Below are 21,716 nucleotides of genomic sequence, written 5' to 3'. Positions count from 1 at the left end.
TTCTTTCATTTCACCTAAGATTTACTGTACACACTTATATACCCTTTTTCGTTCCACTACTTATCTCTCTATAAGCTGCCGGTATCTACCGTTTTCTGTACGTCGTAAATCTATAACCTCCATTCTTTACCTTGTATGAATATTGTTCAGTCCTTCAGTATTTCTACCTACTATGACCTCTGCTGACTTCTCATCATTCGTTGTTACTACGGCATTTCTGTCGCTGATGAGACCTCCCCGAGTAAGAGTAATCACTTTCCACTCACATCACTGCATCATTTACTATATAGAACTCGGGTAGTATCGGACTTTATCGTGTTAGGCAGACTCGTCCATTCTACATAGCCTTAATATGATATTTCTGTTCGTCAGCGCGAGTGTTTGCGTCCGACTTCCTTCAGATTCCACCTCACGATGGACACCCTTGTCTTTCGCTAACAGTTCCTACTACCAAGCCTGTAACGGACTTTCACCGTCAAGTTATTACCCATGCCGGGCGCACAACAGGTAACCAAAGCTAAGTATTTAGCTTTGGAAATGCTTATATAGATTAAGTTGCTTTAAACATTCTGCCATTTGATGGTGCGCTGTACTGTAGTTCAATTTCTTTCTGGGATAGTCGTTCATATATTGTTGTATGCTTTTTATAAGCGTTGTCGAAACGTCAGACAAATCATGTGCTTTTGGAATAAAACGACGAATCATTTTATGTTGGTTTTCACTTGTTCCACGTTCATATGATGAGAATGGATGTGTGAAGTATATATTCGTCATATGGCTAAACTCTTCGTAGAGCGATGCGAATTCTGAACCGTTATCAGACGTTATAGATTTAAAGATTTTGGGTGCTTTTTCCCCCAAGGAATTAAACAAGTTTTTCAATGCATTGCATACCGCATCAGCACTTTTACTACCTATGATTTCTAATATCTCAAATCGTGTTTATCTCTCAACAAGTGTTAAAATAACGGGTTTCGTTTTGTCTTTTGTACCTATTACAGTGTCAATTTTCCAGTGACCAAAAGATTCACGTGATTCTATCTCTCTGGGACGTGTCTCAATACTTGGACCAAGTACACGATGATGAGGACGACTATAATAACTATTTCTAGTAGAGTGACGTCTTTTTAACTTTTCTAGTAAATCGATGTTCTTAGTTTCCATGATTTGTTGATCTATCCAAGCATACATTGTCGTTGTTGATGGAATTTCTTCCTTTTCAAAACACTGTTGCTTATGTGCATATGCCACTACTGCGCCTCAGGAGACCAATGTTTCTTCTTCATAAGATGGTCTGCCCATGGAATAAATGTTGGATTCTTCTTCCACAATGGGCGAGCGCCACATTGTTGTCTATTTTGACGATAACGTTTTTCTCCTAATGAAGAAAAGTATATTTGTGGCTCATATTCATAGACTTTATGTTGAGTTTTTTGTCGTTTAATTTGACGTGCTGTACCTCTGTGAATTTCATTATGAATTGTTTGAGATGCACGTCCTAATTCACGGGCGATTGCACGATTTGAAAAGCCTAAGTTTTTAAGTGTTTCAATTTGAACACGTTTTTCATAACTTAAGTGTGTTCCTTTACGATTTGTCGTGTTAGAATAAGTATGCGTCATGTGAATTCAGTCCTTTATTGATTTGGTGTGGTAACCTCAATAATAACATGAAATTCACGTGGCGTTTTTTATTTATAGGTGGCTAAGTTGATTATAAAATCCACCAAAATAATTCGATAAGGAGTACTTGAAATTCAATCAAAAACGATGTTATTCCAAAATTGTTCAACCACAATAAATTGTACACCAAACTAAGAGCACTATTTCGCCTTAGTTGTGATTATAATCCAAAGAATAATAATTACTTCTAATTAACTTTCCACTATAGAAGCTTTCAAATTTCAAAATATATTATTTAGTCAGAATATCTCGGGAAAATTAAGTGAACCAATACATCTATGATAATAAGTGTTGTTAAGGTGTTATTCCAAATAAATAAGTGAACTTCTATGTCTTTTGTACTTAATATAGGTGTAATACCATATGTTAAAATACTAATAAGCGTAGCTAAAGAATATATGATTATTCTAAATGATTTATTACTAAGAAATGGTTTGTTAGAAAATCTCGAAATCAAATACTGCACCGTATACATCATAATAAAGGTCATAAAATACATGCCATATAGGTAACCAGATTGTTTATCATTTACAGAATCTAGCTCTGGATAGAATCCAGTAAAAAAAGCAATCAATAAAAGTATAGAATAAAGAAAAAGGTATATCATTATTTTATTGCGAGAAGGTATATTGCTTGAAAATTTAGCTATTTTTAGTTTACACAAGCATTTTTCATAAAAGAAACATGCGAAATTAGGTATATTGAAAATAAATGTTAACAATAATGGGGTTAAAACCCATACTTTTAAAATTTGTACTATTAGTATTTTGATTCCTCTTTTCATTCTGGTGTTTGCTTTTTTCAAAATAAAAAGCGCATATGTCTCTATAATTTCAATAAATTTAAACTTCTTATAGAATTACCTTCATCAAATAATTTTTTACACACTTTTCCTTAGAGTAAATCCGCTTTCTCTAACAGTTCAAATATTGAAAATATTATCCCTAATACATCTAATATTTTAACAAAAATACTTAATAGATTAGGGGTTATATTGTCTGTATTATTTCCTTTTTTTACTTTCAAAGTATATAAAAGGCCAACAATAAAAAATACAGTTGATATCGATACTAAGAGTATAAATAGCAGAACTACAATAAAATTTTGGTTCTCTATTACAAAAATAGCTGGCCATATAAATGCAATACCTAAAATAGGAAACGAAAATTCTGTATAGTTGTCTTGACTTAATTGTATAGATAAAAACAATAATCCTATGAAAACTAAAATGATTCCAATTACTTCCCAAAAATTGTCTAATTTTATTTGCATCAAGATACCGAAAATAATGAAAAACGTTACTATACTATATCCCACCAAACTAGAATCCATATTATTTTTTTGACTCATATATTCATTCCTTCCTAGAAAAGGTGATTTTCATAAAAAATCTACAAATTATACATAGTAATGCAACACGTGAATTTCGTATTATTATTTGGGTTACCACAACAAATCAATAAAGAATTGAACTCACATAATGCATACTCATTTTATAATATGACAAAAACCTAAAGTAAAACTCTTGGGTTATGAATAATATATGCAAATTGAGGCACTAAACAGTTTTAACTATTCAAACCATTGCTCATGAACTAGAATCTATAATTTAAACAATTACTGATAAAACACAGGGGACACACACGACAAATCAGCCGCCGAAAGAATAACCTTAAAATTCACGAACATGAGCCACCTATTCACATAACTTCATTAGATGAAAAAATGCTAAAATTTTTAAGTTAATCATATCGCAAACAATTATTGATATAACACATAATATTGAATATACAAAAATTAGAATTATCGAAAATTCAATGCCTTCTTTTTAATACATCTATAAACTCCATTATACGCACTTTTATCAATATTCGAATAACAATTTTATTTGTTAAAATAGCTCTAACTGTAAATATGAATCTTCAAATGTATCATTTATCTGCTCAATTTGATTTGCAATTCTTGTAACCAGGGGAATGACCAAAGCATTACCCATGCAAAAATATCGCATTCTATCGTTCATTGTGTTTGTCCAATTATCTGGAAAACTATTAAGTCTTTCTGCTTCAATCGGAGTTAAAATACGATATTTACCATTATCATTAATCACATGCGTGCTTCTATTTATGGAACCTTCACTTGTCAACATCGTTCTAGCTGGCAAATCTAAGGAGTCCGTTTCAGACATACCACCTTCAGAAAAATAATATTCGTGACCTGTTTTAGAAATTCTTTTTATTTTTTTTGGTCCTCTTAAGTATTTAAATTTTTCAACTTGTGCTTCATTTAGAAAATACTTTTCGTCTACATTAGTTTCCAAAATTGCTTTTAATGGCGTCGGCTTTTCAATAATTGGTATTGTATCAATAGTACAAACTTCTCCATTTCTCATTATGCCAGAATTAAAATAAGTAAAACTGAAATCGTCTGAAACTTCTACTATATCTCTAGGGATTTTAGTATACGACACTCTATTTTTATTAGGCACTTTTTCAATTGGAAATGCTTGTGCATACAATCCACTTTCATAAATGATGTTTTCTAAGTCTTTATCTTTCATTAATTCTCCATATGAAAGATCTCTTTTGTACGCAAATATGAATACTCTTCGTCGTCGTTGGCTATTACCGTAATCTGCCGCATTGATAACTCTCCATTCAACATCATAGCCCAATTCATTTAGTGTGGATATCATTACTGAAAAATCTCTTCCTCTTTGACTGGAAGGAGATTTTAACAATCTGTCTACGTTTTCTAATAAAATAAATTTAGGGAATGTGTTTTGAATAAATCTAACAATTTGCCAGAATAAAACACCTTTTTTGCCTTGTATCCCTAGTTCACCACTTAAGCTTCTTGCCACCGAATAATCTTGACATGGAAAGCCACCAACAATCATATCTACATTTGTATCAGCCATCTCTTTGTCTGTTACTTTAGTTATATCAACATTAACATGCTGGCCTGTTGTAAAATGATGGTTATAGCATTCAAATGCATGTTGTACTTTTCGAGAGGGCTCCCATTGGTTAGCCCATGTTACCTCGAAAACTTTGTTGTTTGTATTCTCTAATCCAAGTCTAAATCCACCGACACCTGCAAACAACTCAGCAACTTTAATTCTTTCCATGTTAATTCTCCTCATAGTTTAATTGTTATCGATTATACCACAATGCGAACGATCGTTCTATATTAAGTGCTCATATTTAAATATTTTTGGCTATATTACTCCAATAACATTAAACAAGACCCTCTAGAGAAGGTCTTGTACTTGTTTCTTAATGTAATCATTGTTAATCCAGAAGCATTGTTTTGTCATCCAACAATCAGAGTAATTACTGTCATCTGGTTTATTCGTCCATTTTATAGGTTTTGGTAATTTATCAGCATGCTTACCCTTTTCACTATAGTCACTTTTAGATTCATGTGGACGTACATGACATATCATACGATCAGATTTTTTAATGAAATTATTTTTTATTCTCAATTGACCACTTTTAGTATATGTTCCAGTAAGTTCTACACCATTTCTAATTTTATCTACGGTGTCTTGCCAAACATCATACACTGGTCCTTCTATATCACTTTCAGGCATACTGAAAAACTTGATACCTTTAAAGATATCTTTGTCACCATCATTTTTAACAACAAAGAATAAAAATTTTGTCTCCAACAAGAATACATGCCAATCTGCACTTGGCATTCCTTCATCATCAAACCATGTTTCTTCAGCAATTTCAGAAAATGAAAAAGATGGGAATGACATACTTTCTTTGTTCACATTATTTTTATTAAACTTTACTGTCTTTAATTGTATACATGCCTTCTCAAATTCTTCTACTTTTGGAAATGACGTTGTTTTTTCATTTTTCCCATTCAAATTCAATATCCCCATTGCAATCCTATAATTAATACTTTTATCTCTTTTTTCAATTCCAAAATGATTCACTAACTCATCAATAGTCCAACCAATAAAGGGCTTAAATGCATCTTCAATTGTTTTTTCAAGTGAATTTTCTTTCAAAGTAAAAGTATCTTTAATTATCGAATCAACTTTTTTATCTCCTAAAACATAGTCATTTAAAATTGCACTCATATATCCAGTTTTAAAAGATAATGCTCTTTGCTTTGCAGGGATATCTGAATTTGGTTGTGTTCTCATAGACGATGCACTTTTACCTTTTGTACAAGCCGATAAATATGTCGTGTGCCTTTCGCTCAACTCATGTGCTTTACCAGCTTCTATAAATCCATGAATCGTTTCCCAATCATTTCTTATAATTTCTAAATCCACGGGATTATTTAACAATTCAAATAGTACCGTTTCTACAAGTGGCCAATCATCTCTCGGTACATTCTTGATATACTCATAAAAGCCAAGTTGAATAGCTTTATTTTTCTTTAAAAAGTTACTTGTCTCAAAATTCTCATGTAACATTTCTTCATAATTAATAATATTTAAAACTAAACGTTCTTTAGATCTATACTCACCAGATTTAATTTTGTATATTGGCGTTGCTTTCAGTTCAACTCCTGCTTCAACTAAATCAGGTCTACGGTCACTATTTTTCTGCACTCCAAACCAGCTTTCAAAAGCATCACCTACAGAATTTTTAGTTCCTTTTAAAGAATAACCACCATTTATTTCTTTAATTGTTAGCCCTACAGCCTCTCTTGCTCTATTATGAACTTCTTCTTTCGTTCGATATGTAACCAAACACTCCACGTCCTCATCTTAAATACTTTAATCTTTTCAAAGTGTGTCATTTTTAAGCAAATTTATATACTCACAAATAACATCTCCCATTTACATAAGCATACATTTAAATAGGTTTTTAAATTAGGTCTTTTACATTAAACAATATCAGATATTATAAACTCTCTCAAACAGATGTAACCCATCAAGTGTACATCACTATAATTGCGTATTGTCTTAATACTATGATTAAGCCGAAGACAAACAATAAAAAGAAACTTTTACAAACCACTAGATTATTCAAATCACCTTTATACAAGTACTTACATTATTTAAACTAGAAGAATCAGTGACACCATCCCTACCTATAAGTTTGGGTTAGATTCTTAGAAAAACAAAATGAAAAAAGTCAGAAAATGGGTAATTGCTACCTTAATTTAGGTCTTTGCTTTTTGAACTTTAATATCATTAATTTTTCCAGAATCAATTTATGTGGTACTAGCACATATATTGCTAGTAATTATTTTTCATCTATATTTACATAATCAATACTTATATCATTTTCTTTAAAAGCATAATTATTGCCTTCTATCAATTCTTTTTTTATATCCCTTATCTTACTTTTTAATTCGTTAGGAAGTTCATTTATCTTTTTATCTGTTTCACGCTCAAGATTTTGTATTTCTAAAAATGTTAAATCCGGATTATCATAATTTTTTTCCGTTATCTGGATTATATCACTTAATTTATTAACATTTTCTTGATAGTTTTTCTTTTTAACTCTGTAATCACACAAAGCAATTGACAATTCTATTAAAACTGGTAAAAATAAAGCTGACACAGATATAGCTATAAATAACGGACTCTCTTGCTTTATTGTATTTATATCTAAAAATTGTGAGTTCGAATGTTGGAAATGTTCTTCTTTAATCATTTTTACACCCAACATTTTCCATCTATTATCGTCAAACTGCACATATAATATTGGTTTGGAAAGTCTCCTGAAGCTCTCGGAAAATTCATTTTCTAATTTTATTACATCCCTATATTCATCTTTATTAGAACCAATATAATAAACGTATTTATATGCCTTATGTTTTTTGTATAAATTAACTGTTTTATTCAATTTATTTTTTATAGATTTTATTTTTCTTGGAGTATAAGACGTATACTTCTGAAGAAATTCATCAAGTTCATTGCTGGTAAAACGCCTTGTTCGTATAATACTATAAAGATTAAACAGCATCTCTTCTTTTATTTGAATAGACATCTTTTCGTTGTGCTCATTATAATTTTGATAAAGTTCTCTAAATATCTTAAACGTTTCTGACATCAACATAAGGTTAATATCCACAATAATCGAACTAAGTTTACCTTTATGATAAATACTGAGTAATGATTTTGAATCAATAATAAAGGGTTCATCATCAATATCCTTATACTTGTGATTTATTTTTGCAGATTCGTCCATAATAACTATATTCTTAATATTATTTAAAGCGATTATTTCATGAACCAATTCATTTTTGTAATGTTTTTCACTGATTGCATCAATTATTTGAGTTATTTGACGACTGCTATATAGGTTTTTCTTTTCTCCACTAATTTCTACTCTAATCTTATCTTTCATAATTTTCCTCCCACTTACTATTTGATTATTTTTTTTGTTTATTTTGAGCTGCCTTTAATATTCTTATAGTTTCTTTATCTCTATACTTTTCAAGTAACTCCTTTTCGCTTCTTTGATACTCCTCTTCCCTTTTTAAACAACTATTATTTATTTCTAATATAGCAATATTTAAAAGTAATATTGAAGTATTTACCCCCCATATAAGTCCGTTTTTCATATACTTATCAAGCAGACTAATGTCCTTGAAAAATATTGAAAAAAGTATAGCAAGAATAAAAGATAGTACCAAAGATAAAACAAAACATTTTCCTTTTACATCTTCTCTATTAAAAGATAAAACAAAACATTTTCCTTTTACATCTTCTCTATTAAAAGATAAAACAAAACATTTTCCTTTTACATCTTCTCTATTAATTGTACGTTTAATTGTACTTTTTAGTTGATTAAAAATTTTAATTACTGGATACAATATATTCATCATCAATATTGTAATTGTCCCTATAATTATAACTATAGGCGGGATTGTTTTTAGTTCTTCTAAACCAACTAAAATTGTTAAAAATATTAATATAGAAGATACACCTATAAAAAAGAAAAATCTAAAGTTCATGCTAAAACCAACTTTCTAAACGGATACTATATTTGCTTTTTTCAAAACTACTCTCACAGTATCTCGATTTCTTTATATATTCGAACTACAAATTTTACTGATAAGCAGTTCACAATACGATAACGGGAAGTAACGATTCATAAAAAGTCTATCTATATACTATATGGGAGCATAAATACAATAATATATATCAAATTCTGCACCGTTCTTTATATAGTCATCCCACCATCCACATTGAAACTAATCTTTATTCCCAACATTTACATATCCATTTTGTGTACCTGTTCTTCAGTCAATTCTTTGGCAACAAAATGGTCGTAAATATTTATAAACTCAATACCATTATCTTCAAGGTTATTTCTTTTCATAATGGCTAACACTTCTTCAATTTCACTATCTTTAGCAATATTGAATCTAGTACCTAATTCATCTATTGTTTTGTCATACACAGTATAATTCAAGTCATCTGTATAGCTGATACATTCACCTAAATTTTTCATTGTAGACCCTTTCAAAACATTAGCTGAGTGATTTGGCTTTTCTAGGTTCACTCGATATAATATGATATTTTCCCATTCCTAGGCTCGTCTTAATACCAACACCTGACAATTCACCAAAGGCAACTAAAAAATGTAGTAATTTCAAAAATGGAGATGGCCCGTTGACCTTTATAGTTAACTCACCCATAAAGGATGGAATTTTTACTTTTTCCAAATGAAATCTTGTACTTTTCATTCTATAGTCCACTATAAATACATTGTCGACTATGAAATCTAAAGTTTCTTTATCATACATTTGGTAATCACTGAAAAAACTATCGAATTGAATCATAATACTTCGAAAAAACATTTTTATTTCAGGTGAAATTGCATATTTGTTGTTAGATTTATAGGACATAGGCGTTACAATTTTCAATTTAATATACCTAGATAAGTCTTCATCACTTAGCTTGTTATTCATCAATTCTGTGACATCAATATTTTGTACATCAAATTTTTCAATGCTCAAGTGAAAGTCATATTGTTTTAAATAGATATATGTGTTCTCACTAAATAATTTTAGAAGTTGCGTACTTAGATCCTGATTCATACTTACTATTTCCCAGACTACTTTATCATCAATAAGAAACACTCTTTGTTTTAAAGGACTGTATGCGAAGCTGTGATGTAAGTATTCTGTCATTTCATTCGGTAAATAATCCATTAAAGCACCATGTAGTACACTACCCAAAAATTTATGCTGTATGTTTTGGGGTAATTTTAACTCAATCTGCAATTTTCTAATCATATAAACTCCCTAATTTTGTCATTTGCCTGTTTTACATATTCGAAGTCTCGAATATCTACCTCTTTAAATATATCAATTATCAATTTTTCAATAGCTTTAACAGCTTTTCTAATTTGATTATTGTTATTTATATTTATAGTATCTAGTTTATGTGCGACAGAATTGCGGTGCTTATTAATCTTCATGACATCATTTAGCTTATTACTCACACTTGAGTTTCCTTCAATACATGCAAGTATATCAATATATGCTGGAAGGCCCAATGTATCAAATTTTCTTAACTTTTTGTTGATTGAATTAAGATACACTTCATATTTCACACGAAAACTACTTTTTTGATTTAACTGTGGCCTATCGTAATTGTAAACGATCACATCTGGGTATTTAGTATTTATATAATATTCCGCAATATATTCAGCTATAGACTTAACACGAATTAAAACCTCTGCAATATCGCCCCTATCAAACTTCAACTTTAGAATCAGATAGTGAAACAACAGCTTTCTCAAGTCATCGTTACTATATTTTTCAGAGATATCTTTGAAAACACTATGTTTCTTTATACTGCTTGTTATTTCAGTTAACAACTCCAACAATATATCTTTATTTTTAAAGACTTCTTGTTGCTGAATCAGTGATAATGCACCTTCATAATCATAATTAGCAATTAAACCTAATATTTGAGATTTTACCATCGCTTCTCTAAAGCTGATAATTTCTATTTCTTTATAGCGCGGTTCATGGGCTTCTTCATTAAGATTAACCGTCTCAATGTTAACCGCGTCTAGCTCTTCCTTAGGTGTAGAATGACTTAAATTAGCATTACTCCAATTTTCAGGCGTAGAAACTTGAATACATTTTTTACGATGAGGATAAACAACATACTCCAAACATAATGTTGCCTCCATTTGTGGCGTTCCACTTGTTACATTCAACAATATTTCATCTTCAGGATATTCATCCCCTAATGATTTTATATACTCATGAAACTTTTCTTTATAAACATCAAAGTCTTGTGGATGTTCTATTGTATCCACAATTACTTCAACTTCAGTGTCTACTGATACTTGTTGAATAATCTCTTCCCACTCATATTCTTTATGACCTTTAAATTCACTTTTCCCTAGCCATAAAGTTTCAGTGAAAAATAGAACGACTTTTTTGGGTTTGAAGTGCCTAACTATATGCAACATGGCACCATCTCGACCACTTCTCCATGGATCAGAATTCCCTACTGGACTAAATAGCACTACCATCTACTTCATTCCTTTTCTTTTTCAGTTTGATAAAAAGATATTTCACACATCCCTTGTTGATACCACTTTTGTTCTTTTTGATTATGCGTTACTTTTAATGCTATGGGTACGTTTTTAGGTATAGACTTAAACTTCCCATATGACCATTTAAATCTTCTACTCAAAACATTAAAAATTTCTTCCTTTGCTTTATCAATACTATATAGCTGATACTGTAATGTTTTACTTACAAAACCTGGGCCACCGCCTAAGTAAACAATATTATTCTTATTTGGCATAGTTTCTTTTAGTACTTTACGTGCAATAGCTGAATGAGTAAAACCATCCAACCATTTTTTCTGATAATTATCAAAGAAATATTTAATCGCATCTTCTATCTCTTTAATAGAAAACGCATCGTCTTCAATAGTTATTGTTGTATTTATTTCCGTGCCAATGTCAATACATTCTCTATAAAGCGGCATAGGTTTATCAGTTTTATTCACATCTATTTTTTCGTATATTGCTAATGAAGAATTTTCAATAGGTAAGGAATCACTCACTTTTAACTTGCTATATAAACGTTTATCATCCGCATTATTTTGAATAGCTAACAACGCTGTTTTAATAGCCCCTTTAAGGGTACTTCCAGGAATGTACACACTTTTTTGTCCATCTCGAATCATAAGAGTAATATCATTTAAAGGTTTGCTTTTGTTACTACTATTTTTTTTACCTTGGTTAACTGGAATAGAAAAGTCAATAAAATGACTCCAATCTTGCTTAGAGATTTTCACACTATTTAAAAATGTTTTTAACTCCGCCTCCCTAGGGTGTCCTTTTGGTGGTTTGCGCATAAAAGAAAGATATTTATCTAATACCCCTTTATTCTTTAAATACTTTATTAATTTAGGACCATCAACATAATGGACTGTACTTTCATGGTAGTCATAAATATAGTCTTGTTTTTTTAGTGTTTCACCACACCCTATATGAACCGGTCCTATTGTTTTAATGACAACACCATACGTTTTTATCATTTTACTTACACCTCCAACCATAATGGCTTCGCATAACGATAAACAGGATGACTCCCTTGAACACCTACATCAAAAATATCTCCATCAAATTTATTAATGAATGCTGAACCTGGTGTAAAACTATAAAAACCTCTTTTTTTCAACAAGTTCTCTGAATAAGTTGGAGATTGAATAAAGCCTGATCGTTTAGATAATATATATCTTGCACCTTGACAACTACTTTCAATTTCACTCTCTTTTGCCATAGCCATAGACAGTAATATTTTTGTATCGCCCTTACTATTCATTAGCTCTAAGATTTCTTGATTATCAGAAAGTATTACTTCAAATCTTCCATATCCAGCAGAACGTTTACCACCCAAGCCTGAATATTGTAAAGACATTAATACTTTATTTAGTTGACATATAGCGTTCTCAGTACCTCGTGCAATAAAATATAATCCTGCATCTTCTTCAAATGTAAACGTCCCTACAGAAAAAGGCTCACTATCTTCACTTGAATCGTTCATTTGATTTATCAATGATACTTTTGTTTGAAGCATGTAGCGACCAACATTAAATATTTCATTTAAATCTTTTGCATCATCATCTGTTAACTTACCATCCATATACTCTTTATAATGGTACGTAGGTACATATTTTAATTTTTTAAATTCTTTATAGCTTGAAGACTCATTCGATCGCACCCGTATAAGTGGTTTGGGTAAATAGTAAATTTCATTTTCATATGGAAATGTGTCACTAATAACTAATTCGTTCATTAACCAATCAGTATTAATATTAAGTTGGAGGCATTCTATGAACAGTGCACTAAATAAGGTGTCAGCTGCTATCGTCATTTCTCCATCTGATAATCGCTTATTTCCAAAGTGAACAGGTGTCTTAAAATTCAACTTGAATACCGCTGTATCCATATTTTCACCTACTTTATTTCTAGATTAGAACTGTCAAAATCACCAATTACTGTTTCAACAGATATATTCTCAAATGAAATGCGACCGTTTCCTCTTGTTCCACCGCCACCAAGGTAATCACTTTCGAGTAGCAATATAGCTTCTCTAATGTTCTGAAAATCCCGGTCTACTTCTTCAGAATTTTCCACATTATAAATAAATGTGAAGTCAAACTCAGATCCACGTGTTACCCTTTCAATTTGTCTAGGGTTTGCTACTGCTGTTAGTCTATTAATTGTGTTTTCAAATTTCGTTTCAGTAAATGCAATATCTTTGCTTTCAAACTGCTGCTTCGTGTTCTCAGAATAGAATGCATCTGATATCTGTAGTCTTGCCCGCTTAATATTACCTTTATTACTTGAACCAAATAATCTTAAAATCTCATCTGAATCATCATTTGGACCTGTAGCATTTATATCGAGACCATGTTTTTTCGCTAATAACCAGCGCATTTTTCCCTTAATTGAACTTCCAGGGATAATTGGTAGTCTTGTTTGAGGATCTCTTACAACTGGTGAATCAATAGCACCAATCATACTACTTTCACCACCCCCACCAATATGTAAACCTGTAATCACTTGGATTTGTCCTGATATTTTAATTTTTGAATACATATTAATCCTCCTTTTGATAATACTTTGCGTATGCAACTAAAGCCTCGAAATATTTACAATAGTCTAAGAAGTACTTTTTAGACCTTTTTTCAATAACTTTATCAATAATTTGAATCATAAATGTTTTAGATAAAAATGTATCAACGGTTTTTTCACGACCAGCTTCATAATAAAATTTAACTTTTAAATATTCTAACTCATCAATAAAATCTGCTGATAACTCATCCCCTGCAACGTTAAACACAATCGTATGTAATCGGTTAACATTCTCTAACAGTCCTCTTAACTTGCTTGTTGTTAATCCTCCAAATATCTCATGCTTTCCATACTTAGTCGGTTTTGCATTTGCTTCCACAACTTTTTGTGCAAATTTAAGGTCAACGGTTTTTCCACTTGTTGTTTTTGCTAACTTCACTATATGTCAGCCTCCCTTGTTTGATATATATAGTACTCAATTGCTGTTATCAATTGTTGTTTTTCATTTTCATCTTGTGCCCATTGGAAGATTTGTGATGTGTATTCATCTGAAATTTTACTTCTCGCCAACAAATATGCTAATCGAGCAATATTGATAGCATCATTATCTCGCAATAGCATAATGATCTTATATAAGAATGCCTTTCCGTGTTCGTCGGAATTTTCAAATGCAAATTGCACAATTTGTAGTTTTTCTTGTAAGATGTCTTCGCTCAATTCTTTCCAACTATAAACCTTGTCTTCTACCCATAAGGCCACTTGGTTTTTATCTCCCACTTTCGCAAAACTTTCCAATTCCCCTGTTTCAAAAGCCATTTTTGAAATCGGATACTTGTCATGAAAGATACCAATGCCTGCTGAAATTGTTAACCTTCCTAAAGTGAAATCATTAAAGCGTTCTCTTATTTTGATACTGGCCGTTACAATATCGTCCCAAGATCCAATTAAAAACAAATCATCTCCACCAGAGTATATGGAAGTTATTTTAAGACCCTCTAAAATATTGTTCAATTCATACTTGAAAAACAAAGATAATTGTCGAGATAGCGTGGCAGTTCGTGAGATAGAATTGTATTCTTTTGGAATCCCATGAATGAACGTATTCCCTAAATTATCAATATCCGCACGTAATACACCTAGTCGATGAATACCTTCCATCCTATCAACATAACTGCTAATCCCTTTATTTTTAGTTTCTTGATGTGCACTAGCATAATCATAGTCACACATCCATATGTTTCTGGATACTCCCACACCAACATGAGGTTGATTTTTACTATAGATTTGAATATCTGTCGCTTTAGAAGCGAGATTTTCTACTGCTGTATAATCAATCACCGATAACTTTTTCTCAAAAGGCATTTTTAACACACCTTTATTCGACAGTACAAAAAATGATTTATCCCTTAAATCATTGGAAATATTGATAATACCTTCACAAATAGAACATAATCCATCATCATTAATCTTTGTATCACTTCTCAAACATTCTTTACATTCTCTTTCCCCATCAGAAGTCGTTTTATTAAACTTCAAAATATCTTCTGCCGTATATTTATGAGACTTACTATCTGATAATTTCAAGCTCAAGTTTCGCCATATGTCTTGATAGGTACCGTTTGTATTCATTAAGTCTTCACCACTACAAGGTTCATAAGCCATAGAAACAGATAAATCTGTAGTGAATTCCTTCATAAACCAAGACTTTAGTTGCTTATTAAAACTTGATATCTCTGTTCTTAGCTTCTCAGTATTTGGCAGTAATAAGTAGGCATGCCCTCCTCCAGTGTATAAAAGGTTCGCTCTACTTAAACCGACTATATCTAAAAATTGGTCGACAATTACTTCCAACATTAGTTCCAAATAAAAACTTCTGGACCTTAAACTTTTTAATGCTTTGCTACCACTAATGTTATATATAAATTCTTGGATACCACTCATATCCATACTTAATAAGATAAAAGCCTGCTCTTGATAAAATTTCTTTGTAGCTTCATAACTTGAAAATAATACTTTTTTATAATCTGTAATATTATTTTCTTCAAGATAATCATATATATTAGAAGCCAATGCGCATGTAATACGACTGTGGTCATATAATGAAATATCTACCAGTTGATTTCTATTCGTAGAACTCGGCACAAACTGCCATAAACTTTCTGTCCATTGTAAAATGGATGGGAAGAATGAATGATTAACTTTTAATTTTTGATTAATATCAAAGGTCATATCATTCATCAGTTCATTATAATCACTTGGTTTGTATCGAATATTTGCTTCGGTTGGATAGGAAATATGTTTATTATTATCAAAAGAGAGTTTCCACTCAGATGTGTTATCTTTATTACGGTTTACAACATTAAATATACTGTACAATGGTGTAAACTTATCAAACATCAGTTTATGTTCATTTTGAGACTCTTCTCCTTCTTCAATAAGGTCCCTTCTGTCTATACCACTCGCAATATTATCGGCGATATATGTAATATAAGCATTACTATTATTAGCAATTTTGGCATTTTTCAATTCTTTGTAATGGTGATATTGTACACTTTCTAATATTTCATTGTCATTAAACTCTTTGAACTGCTTTAAAAATTCTGCTCCTAACTTTGAATGCGTCCCTTTTGAAAAGCTGTGATCATTACTTCTATAAACAATTTTCCCTATATCATGTAACAGTGAACCGTACATTAATGTTGTTTTCTTATCCATATTTTCCTCCTTTTATAAAAATACAATACGTGGCTCTCTTTGAATAACAGGGTCGACATGCTTCCCTAAGATTGTTATTTGATGTTTATTCACCTCATCCGGTAAAAAATAAACTGTAATAACACCGTTATCTGGCAACTCTTTTTTTAGTATCTCTATAATTTTCTCACGTTTATAACCACTTTTAATTTGTCGTTCGTACAAACTATATTGTTTCATACTAAAGCCTAATTCTAACAATTGATGTCGATACTTACTTGCCTTACGTCTATCCATTTTAGTTTCTCTTGAAAGGTCAAATGCCACAAGAAGGTGCATTAACTTTCCACCCCAATCATTTGAGGAAGCTTTAAGGGCGTTGGGCTATTTTTTTCATAACATTGGATGAGTGATTGTACTGTAATTTTTATACTATCTAATAAATGAACTACCTTATTATCAATGATACATTTGTCATGAATGACTTCCAATAATTTCTTTTTCTCTTCGCTTCCAAAATATTCAGTCTTTTTGTCGTTAACAATTTCATAAACTCTATTATCAACAAAAGGTCTATAGGCTTCTATAATATCATCAGACAAATTAAAAGGATTCTCCATGGAATAATGTTTAATACCCATACTCATTTCAAATCCATGATAAGCTAATTCATTCTTAATAAAAGCTCTAATAATCGCATAACCATAATTCAAACCAGCATTCGTTAAATCATCATATCTGCCTCTTTTAAATTTATTCCCATACAGTGACTGAAAATAAATGCGAGCCGCTAATGCCTCTCTATTGTTACGATCGCCAGGTGAAACTTCTTTAGCGATAGCTGTTAACTCTTTGACTTTACTAGAAAAAACAAGGTTATTTTCTAAACATTTAGCCTGATTTAGTATCTTTTTCATCACAACTTTTTTCCAGATTCTATCTTTAGTTTTACTAAGCATCTGCAATTGTAAGGAAATTCGATTCAAACGAACCTTAGACCTAAAGTTCATGTTTATCTCTGTGAGTGGTGAATGCTTTTCATCACAAAATATAATAGGAATCTTATGTTCTATGCATTTAATTACTAACGACTGAGACAGATAGCAATTAGAATAATCAAATATTATTGCTTCTATTTCACTGAACAAAAAATATTTAAGAGACTTATCTCTTATATTTTTAAATTTCACACTATCCTCTTTAGCAGTAACAAAATATGGATGCTCAACGTAAAGAATATCTTTCATTCATTTCCTCCATTCACCCTATTAAAGCAATCTACCCCTTTATTTTATAAAATATCCAAACTTTTTGGAAGCGTTTTTTAATCACTGTTAACATTTTCCTCTCTGTATCATCTGATTCAATACAAAACATGGTATTAGAAGGTTTAAAGATGTCTTAGGGAGCGGGACAGAAAGCTTATTGTTACAAAAAGCTTTCGTCGTCTCGCCCCAGCAAGGGTGACTAGAAGTATAAAAAGTTTTTTAAACATATTTTCACTTCAGACACCTACTGCCAATTAGTGCTTTTTCCCTAATTATTTAGGATGATTTTCCTTATGTCCCAGCCCCTTCTCTATTTACAAGTCAATGGCGACTCGATGGAACCAATGTTCGAGTTCTCGTCCCCTATTTGATGGGGTTCTTCTCTATTATCGACTAGACAACTTTTTATTAATGGGATTCGGGTTCTCGTCCCCTTTTTGATGGGGGTCTTCTCTATTGTGGCTTTCTTTAGATTATATTAAACCATCTAATTAGTTCTCGTCCCCTATTTGATGGGGTTCTTCTCTATTAACAAGATCCAAAAACAGCATTTCTTGAATTTATCAGAGTTCTCGTCCCCTATTTGATGGGGTTCTTCTCTATTATGTAATAAATCCACTCGATTTCATTAATTATGAGTTCTCGTCCCCTTTTTGATGGGGGTCTTCTCTATTCAACAAGTTTTTGAATGAAAAACAACCAACTTAAAGTTCTCGTCCCCTATTTGATGGGGTTCTTCTCTATTATGTTTGGTTCATTTATAAAGACGGCGGAAAAATCGGTTCTCGTCCCCTATTTGATGGGGTTCTTCTCTATTCATATAAAGCTATTGAATAAATAATTTCATAAGATAGTTCTCGTCCCCTATTTGATGGGGTTCTTCTCTATTAATAAAGAATATCAAAAGCAATTAAAAAACAAACGTGTTCTCGTCCCCTATTTGATGGGGTTCTTCTCTATTATTTACTAAATTCAACAGAAACATTCTTTTTACAGTTCTCGTCCCCTATTTGATGGGGTTCTTCTCTATTCTAAAATACTATCTATAATGTTATTCATATTATTGTTCTCGTCCCCTATTTGATGGGGTTCTTCTCTATTTACAGTTTTGTTTTTAAGTTTAAAGTATAGGAGTTCTCGTCCCCTATTTGATGGGGTTCTTCTCTATTCTAGGCCATGACTTAAAAATATCTTTTTAGAAGAAATGGTTCTCGTCCCCTATTTGATGGGGTTCTTCTCTATTTTTAGAATTTCCTTTTCCATTTCTTTGACAAAATTTGTTCTCGTCCCCTATTTGATGGGGTTCTTCTCTATTTGATAATACTACTAATCCTATAGTTTCAATGCTTCAGGCCATTATTCATTGTCTTAATTAACGGCCAATTGCTCTCAGTTATTCTACTATTTGTCTTGAATATGGGCAAATAATAGAGTGATTTCTCGTTAATTCACTTTAAATATAAAGAAATCACTAAAACTTATTATCTCTAGTATTATAACTGATAATTAATGAAAATAATAGAATCCTTCTATATGTCATTCGAACTGTTCTGCCTATGTCCATTGACTCATAACTTTCTCAAATATTTTAAGACCCTAGCTATAAATACCCATAAATCCACAGATTCACTGATGTAATTCGTCTAGATTCAACCACTTCTCTATTAATATAAACACTAAAAATTTTTGATGATTAACATATTTAGTGATTTAGTTGTATAATTTCATTATAAACTACCATATTCTATTAAATGCTTATATATAGAGAGGAGCATCATGATGGCAAGTTATAGTTGTTTTGAATTAGAAATTGATAAGAAGCAGATTTTAAACATGGATTCGTTAAATCGTAATCAGCGTAATGCGCTGGACGAAAAAAATGTTATTTACATTTATAAAAGTGATAAGACTAAAAAAATTTACATTGGTCAAACGAAGCACTTTAGTGAACGTCATAAACAACACTATAATGGGACTAAAAAGAAGTTTAATAACTCTGAATTTAACAAAGTGATGATTTTGACTTCAAAATACTTTAATTTATCAGCACTGGATGATGTTGAAAGTCAATTAATCACATACTTTTTGGAAGACAAAAAATCATCAAAAAAGAGGTACATAGATTTTGATGAAAGTCATGTTATCAATTTAACTAATGGCAACTATGTTAATGCCTACAAAGAAAAAGAGAATGTCGAATCAGAAGTGCTATTGCCATTCTGGGAAGATGTTTTATATCCCGATTGGGTTAAAACACCAAGTATAGAGGAGTTACGCACAAAGTCGTTAGTCAAATATAGTCCAATCAAAGTTTTAAGTAATGAACAAAACGAATTAATTCAAGAAATAATAGATAATCCTAATCAAAGTTATGTTATTAACGGAGATGCTGGAACAGGCAAGACTGTCTTATTAACACATACAGTTGCCCGACTATTAAATGAGACTAATAAAAGAATCGCTGTAGTTGTCCAACCAAATTGGAGAGATACTGCCAAAGAAATATTTAAAGTTTTTGGATTGAGTAATAGTAACTTAAGCATCCTTTCCTCAACACAATTAATAAATAAATATTCCACTCAACCTAATAAGTTTGATGTGGTAATCGTTGATGAGTCCCATAAGATATCTCGAAAGTATCCAAAACAAGATAATTCATTTAACACTGTATATAAAGGTGATTTTATTAATTGTGCACATCATTTAGAGTGTATTCAAAAAATTGGTGCCAAAATTATCTTAATGTATGATGTATTACAAGCAATTAGACCAGCTAATATCACAAGAAATCAATTTGCTGAAGCAACCAAAGACTATGAATACAAGTATTTAACGACACAATTTAGAATACAAGCACCTGAAGGGAAAAGTTATACATCTGATGATTACATTAACGGCATAAAGTACTTACTCTATAAAGATACTGGCCTATTAAATAAAACAAGCTTTAATCCTAACTTTGATCGTGATGTGTTTAAAGACACAAGTGACGATGCTTACTTCGGTTACTTCAAAGAGCAACCTCTTCATAGTTTAGTTGATTGGATTGAAGAAGACAGAAATTATAATCCTGACCATATTAACCGTATTCTTGGTGGTCTGGTTGAAAAATGGAAAATTTCTGATGGTAAAGATCCTTCAATTACACATTGGCATGAAGGCGATATCAAACGAAGATGGAACTCTACTCAAGAAAACTGGGTTAACATTAAAGACGTCGATGCCGAAGATCAAATCGGCTCTGTGTTTGCGGTACAAGGTATTGATTTAAATAAAGTTGGTGTCTTAATAGGGAATGACTTACAAATTGATGATAACGGTAAACTATACGCCGAAATATCAAACTTCCATAACGTAAACGGCGTGTTTCCTATGAATGATAGAACACCAGAAACAGATTTTGAATTTACACTGTTTGTTTTAAATATTTACTACGTCCTTTTAACAAGAGGTATTGATGGTATTAGACTTGGTTTCTGGAAGAACGAAGCTTTTATGAATTATTTAGAAGAAACACTTGAAATTAACTAACTCACTTTCGAATAATTGCTAAAGAGCACTGAACTTTTTAATTTAAGATTCAGGGCTCTTTCTTCTTTATTCTCCACTCTCAGGTACAGGATACTTTTCGTTATTTTTAACAAGTTTCTTTGCGATAATGTCATCAATATCAAAACCTAGATTATCTGCCATCATGTAACTATAAATCAAAACATCTGCCAATTCTTCTTCAAGACGTTCTCTATTATTTTGAACGACTTCTTCATGATTTTTCCACTGAAATAGTTCAAGTAATTCAGCCGCTTCAATACTAATTGATAAAGCTAAATCTTTCTCATTATGAAATGGTCTCCAGTTGCGTGCATCTCTAAATTCATTGATTTTGTCCATACTATTTCCAGCCATTTTGAAAGCCTCTTTTCTCATTAATTTAATAGTAATTCTTCATTTTTATCATAACACACCGAATTATCTTCATTGTATGTTACCTTTTTAATAAATCTTATCGAGGAGGTGCAACAATGCGTGAA

Annotated in this window: 17 protein-coding genes, 1 pseudogene and 1 CRISPR repeat array; of the genes and pseudogenes, 1 reads left to right on the top strand and 17 read right to left on the bottom strand. The window is 31.3% G+C overall.

Annotated elements, in window-relative coordinates:
- Window positions 1–525 precede the first annotated feature (525 nt).
- The 16 genes and pseudogenes from TP70_RS13040 to cas1 all read right to left on the bottom strand — a co-directional run bounded on the left by TP70_RS13040 (window position 526) and on the right by cas1 (window position 17,664).
- Window positions 526–1,622: pseudogene (locus TP70_RS13040) on the bottom strand (IS30 family transposase).
- Between the two features lie 954 nt (window positions 1,623–2,576).
- Window positions 2,577–3,032 (bottom strand): hypothetical protein, encoded by a 456-nt coding sequence (locus tag TP70_RS03700; RefSeq protein WP_044359391.1) that lies wholly within the window; start codon window positions 3,030–3,032, stop codon window positions 2,577–2,579.
- 541 nt (window positions 3,033–3,573) lie between these two features.
- Window positions 3,574–4,812 (bottom strand): DNA (cytosine-5-)-methyltransferase, encoded by a 1,239-nt coding sequence (dcm, locus tag TP70_RS03695; protein WP_044359390.1) that lies wholly within the window; start codon window positions 4,810–4,812, stop codon window positions 3,574–3,576.
- 123 nt (window positions 4,813–4,935) lie between these two features.
- On the bottom strand, window positions 4,936–6,399 hold the full coding sequence (locus TP70_RS03690; protein WP_044359389.1) for a Sau3AI family type II restriction endonuclease: 1,464 nt from the start codon (window positions 6,397–6,399) through the stop codon (window positions 4,936–4,938).
- Window positions 6,400–6,898: 499 nt separating this feature from the next.
- Window positions 6,899–8,008, bottom strand: a complete 1,110-nt coding sequence (locus tag TP70_RS03685) for a hypothetical protein (protein ID WP_044359388.1) — start codon at window positions 8,006–8,008, stop codon at window positions 6,899–6,901.
- A gap of 25 nt (window positions 8,009–8,033) precedes the next feature.
- The gene (locus tag TP70_RS03680) at window positions 8,034–8,618 is read right to left on the bottom strand and encodes a hypothetical protein (RefSeq protein ID WP_044359387.1); all 585 of its coding nucleotides are present in this window, start codon (window positions 8,616–8,618) and stop codon (window positions 8,034–8,036) included.
- 260 nt (window positions 8,619–8,878) lie between these two features.
- A complete protein-coding gene (locus tag TP70_RS03675; RefSeq protein WP_044359386.1) occupies window positions 8,879–9,118 on the bottom strand; it encodes a hypothetical protein in 240 nt (79 codons plus the stop codon).
- Window positions 9,119–9,137: 19 nt separating this feature from the next.
- Entirely contained in the window at window positions 9,138–9,905 is a 768-nt protein-coding gene (gene cas6, locus TP70_RS03670) for a CRISPR-associated endoribonuclease Cas6 (protein ID WP_044359385.1), read from the bottom strand.
- Entirely contained in the window at window positions 9,902–11,161 is a 1,260-nt protein-coding gene (gene csm6, locus TP70_RS03665) for a type III-A CRISPR-associated CARF protein Csm6 (RefSeq protein WP_044359384.1), read from the bottom strand. Before csm6 ends, cas6 begins: the two co-directional genes overlap by 4 nt.
- Before the next feature lie 5 nt (window positions 11,162–11,166).
- Window positions 11,167–12,180 carry a type III-A CRISPR-associated RAMP protein Csm5 gene (csm5, locus tag TP70_RS03660; RefSeq protein ID WP_044359383.1) on the bottom strand — a complete coding sequence of 338 codons (1,014 nt, stop codon included), beginning with the start codon at window positions 12,178–12,180 and terminating at the stop codon, window positions 11,167–11,169.
- A 5-nt stretch (window positions 12,181–12,185) separates the two neighbouring features.
- Window positions 12,186–13,094, bottom strand: coding sequence for a type III-A CRISPR-associated RAMP protein Csm4 (gene csm4, locus TP70_RS03655; protein ID WP_044359382.1), 909 nt, complete (start codon window positions 13,092–13,094; stop codon window positions 12,186–12,188).
- Between the two features lie 8 nt (window positions 13,095–13,102).
- Complete coding sequence (gene csm3, locus TP70_RS03650; protein ID WP_044359381.1) at window positions 13,103–13,747, bottom strand: type III-A CRISPR-associated RAMP protein Csm3; 645 nt, start codon at window positions 13,745–13,747, stop codon at window positions 13,103–13,105.
- Window position 13,748: 1 nt separating this feature from the next.
- Complete coding sequence (csm2, locus tag TP70_RS03645; protein ID WP_044359380.1) at window positions 13,749–14,162, bottom strand: type III-A CRISPR-associated protein Csm2; 414 nt, start codon at window positions 14,160–14,162, stop codon at window positions 13,749–13,751.
- Window positions 14,162–16,438, bottom strand: a complete 2,277-nt coding sequence (gene cas10, locus TP70_RS03640) for a type III-A CRISPR-associated protein Cas10/Csm1 (RefSeq protein ID WP_044359379.1) — start codon at window positions 16,436–16,438, stop codon at window positions 14,162–14,164. Before cas10 ends, csm2 begins: the two co-directional genes overlap by 1 nt.
- Window positions 16,439–16,450: 12 nt before the next feature.
- Window positions 16,451–16,756 carry a CRISPR-associated endonuclease Cas2 gene (gene cas2, locus TP70_RS03635; RefSeq protein WP_044359378.1) on the bottom strand — a complete coding sequence of 102 codons (306 nt, stop codon included), beginning with the start codon at window positions 16,754–16,756 and terminating at the stop codon, window positions 16,451–16,453.
- Window positions 16,756–17,664 carry a type II CRISPR-associated endonuclease Cas1 gene (gene cas1 / locus TP70_RS03630; protein WP_044359377.1) on the bottom strand — a complete coding sequence of 303 codons (909 nt, stop codon included), beginning with the start codon at window positions 17,662–17,664 and terminating at the stop codon, window positions 16,756–16,758. The genes cas2 and cas1 overlap by 1 nt, the downstream gene beginning before the upstream one ends.
- A gap of 373 nt (window positions 17,665–18,037) precedes the next feature.
- Window positions 18,038–19,000: direct repeats of the CRISPR family, unit length 36 nt; unit sequence GTTCTCGTCCCCTATTTGATGGGGTTCTTCTCTATT.
- A 464-nt stretch (window positions 19,001–19,464) separates the two neighbouring features.
- Between cas1 and TP70_RS03625 the strand changes: the two genes are divergently transcribed.
- Entirely contained in the window at window positions 19,465–21,216 is a 1,752-nt protein-coding gene (locus tag TP70_RS03625; RefSeq protein WP_044359376.1) for a DUF2075 domain-containing protein, read from the top strand.
- 66 nt (window positions 21,217–21,282) lie between these two features.
- On the opposite strand, the gene TP70_RS03620 is transcribed toward TP70_RS03625, so the two are convergent.
- Window positions 21,283–21,591, bottom strand: a complete 309-nt coding sequence (locus TP70_RS03620) for a nucleotide pyrophosphohydrolase (protein ID WP_044359375.1) — start codon at window positions 21,589–21,591, stop codon at window positions 21,283–21,285.
- Between the last annotated feature and the right edge of the window lie 125 nt (window positions 21,592–21,716).

Source organism: Staphylococcus microti (genome assembly GCF_000934465.1).
Lineage (GTDB): Bacteria > Bacillota > Bacilli > Staphylococcales > Staphylococcaceae > Staphylococcus > Staphylococcus microti.
This window is presented reverse-complemented; position numbering and strand designations above follow the sequence as displayed.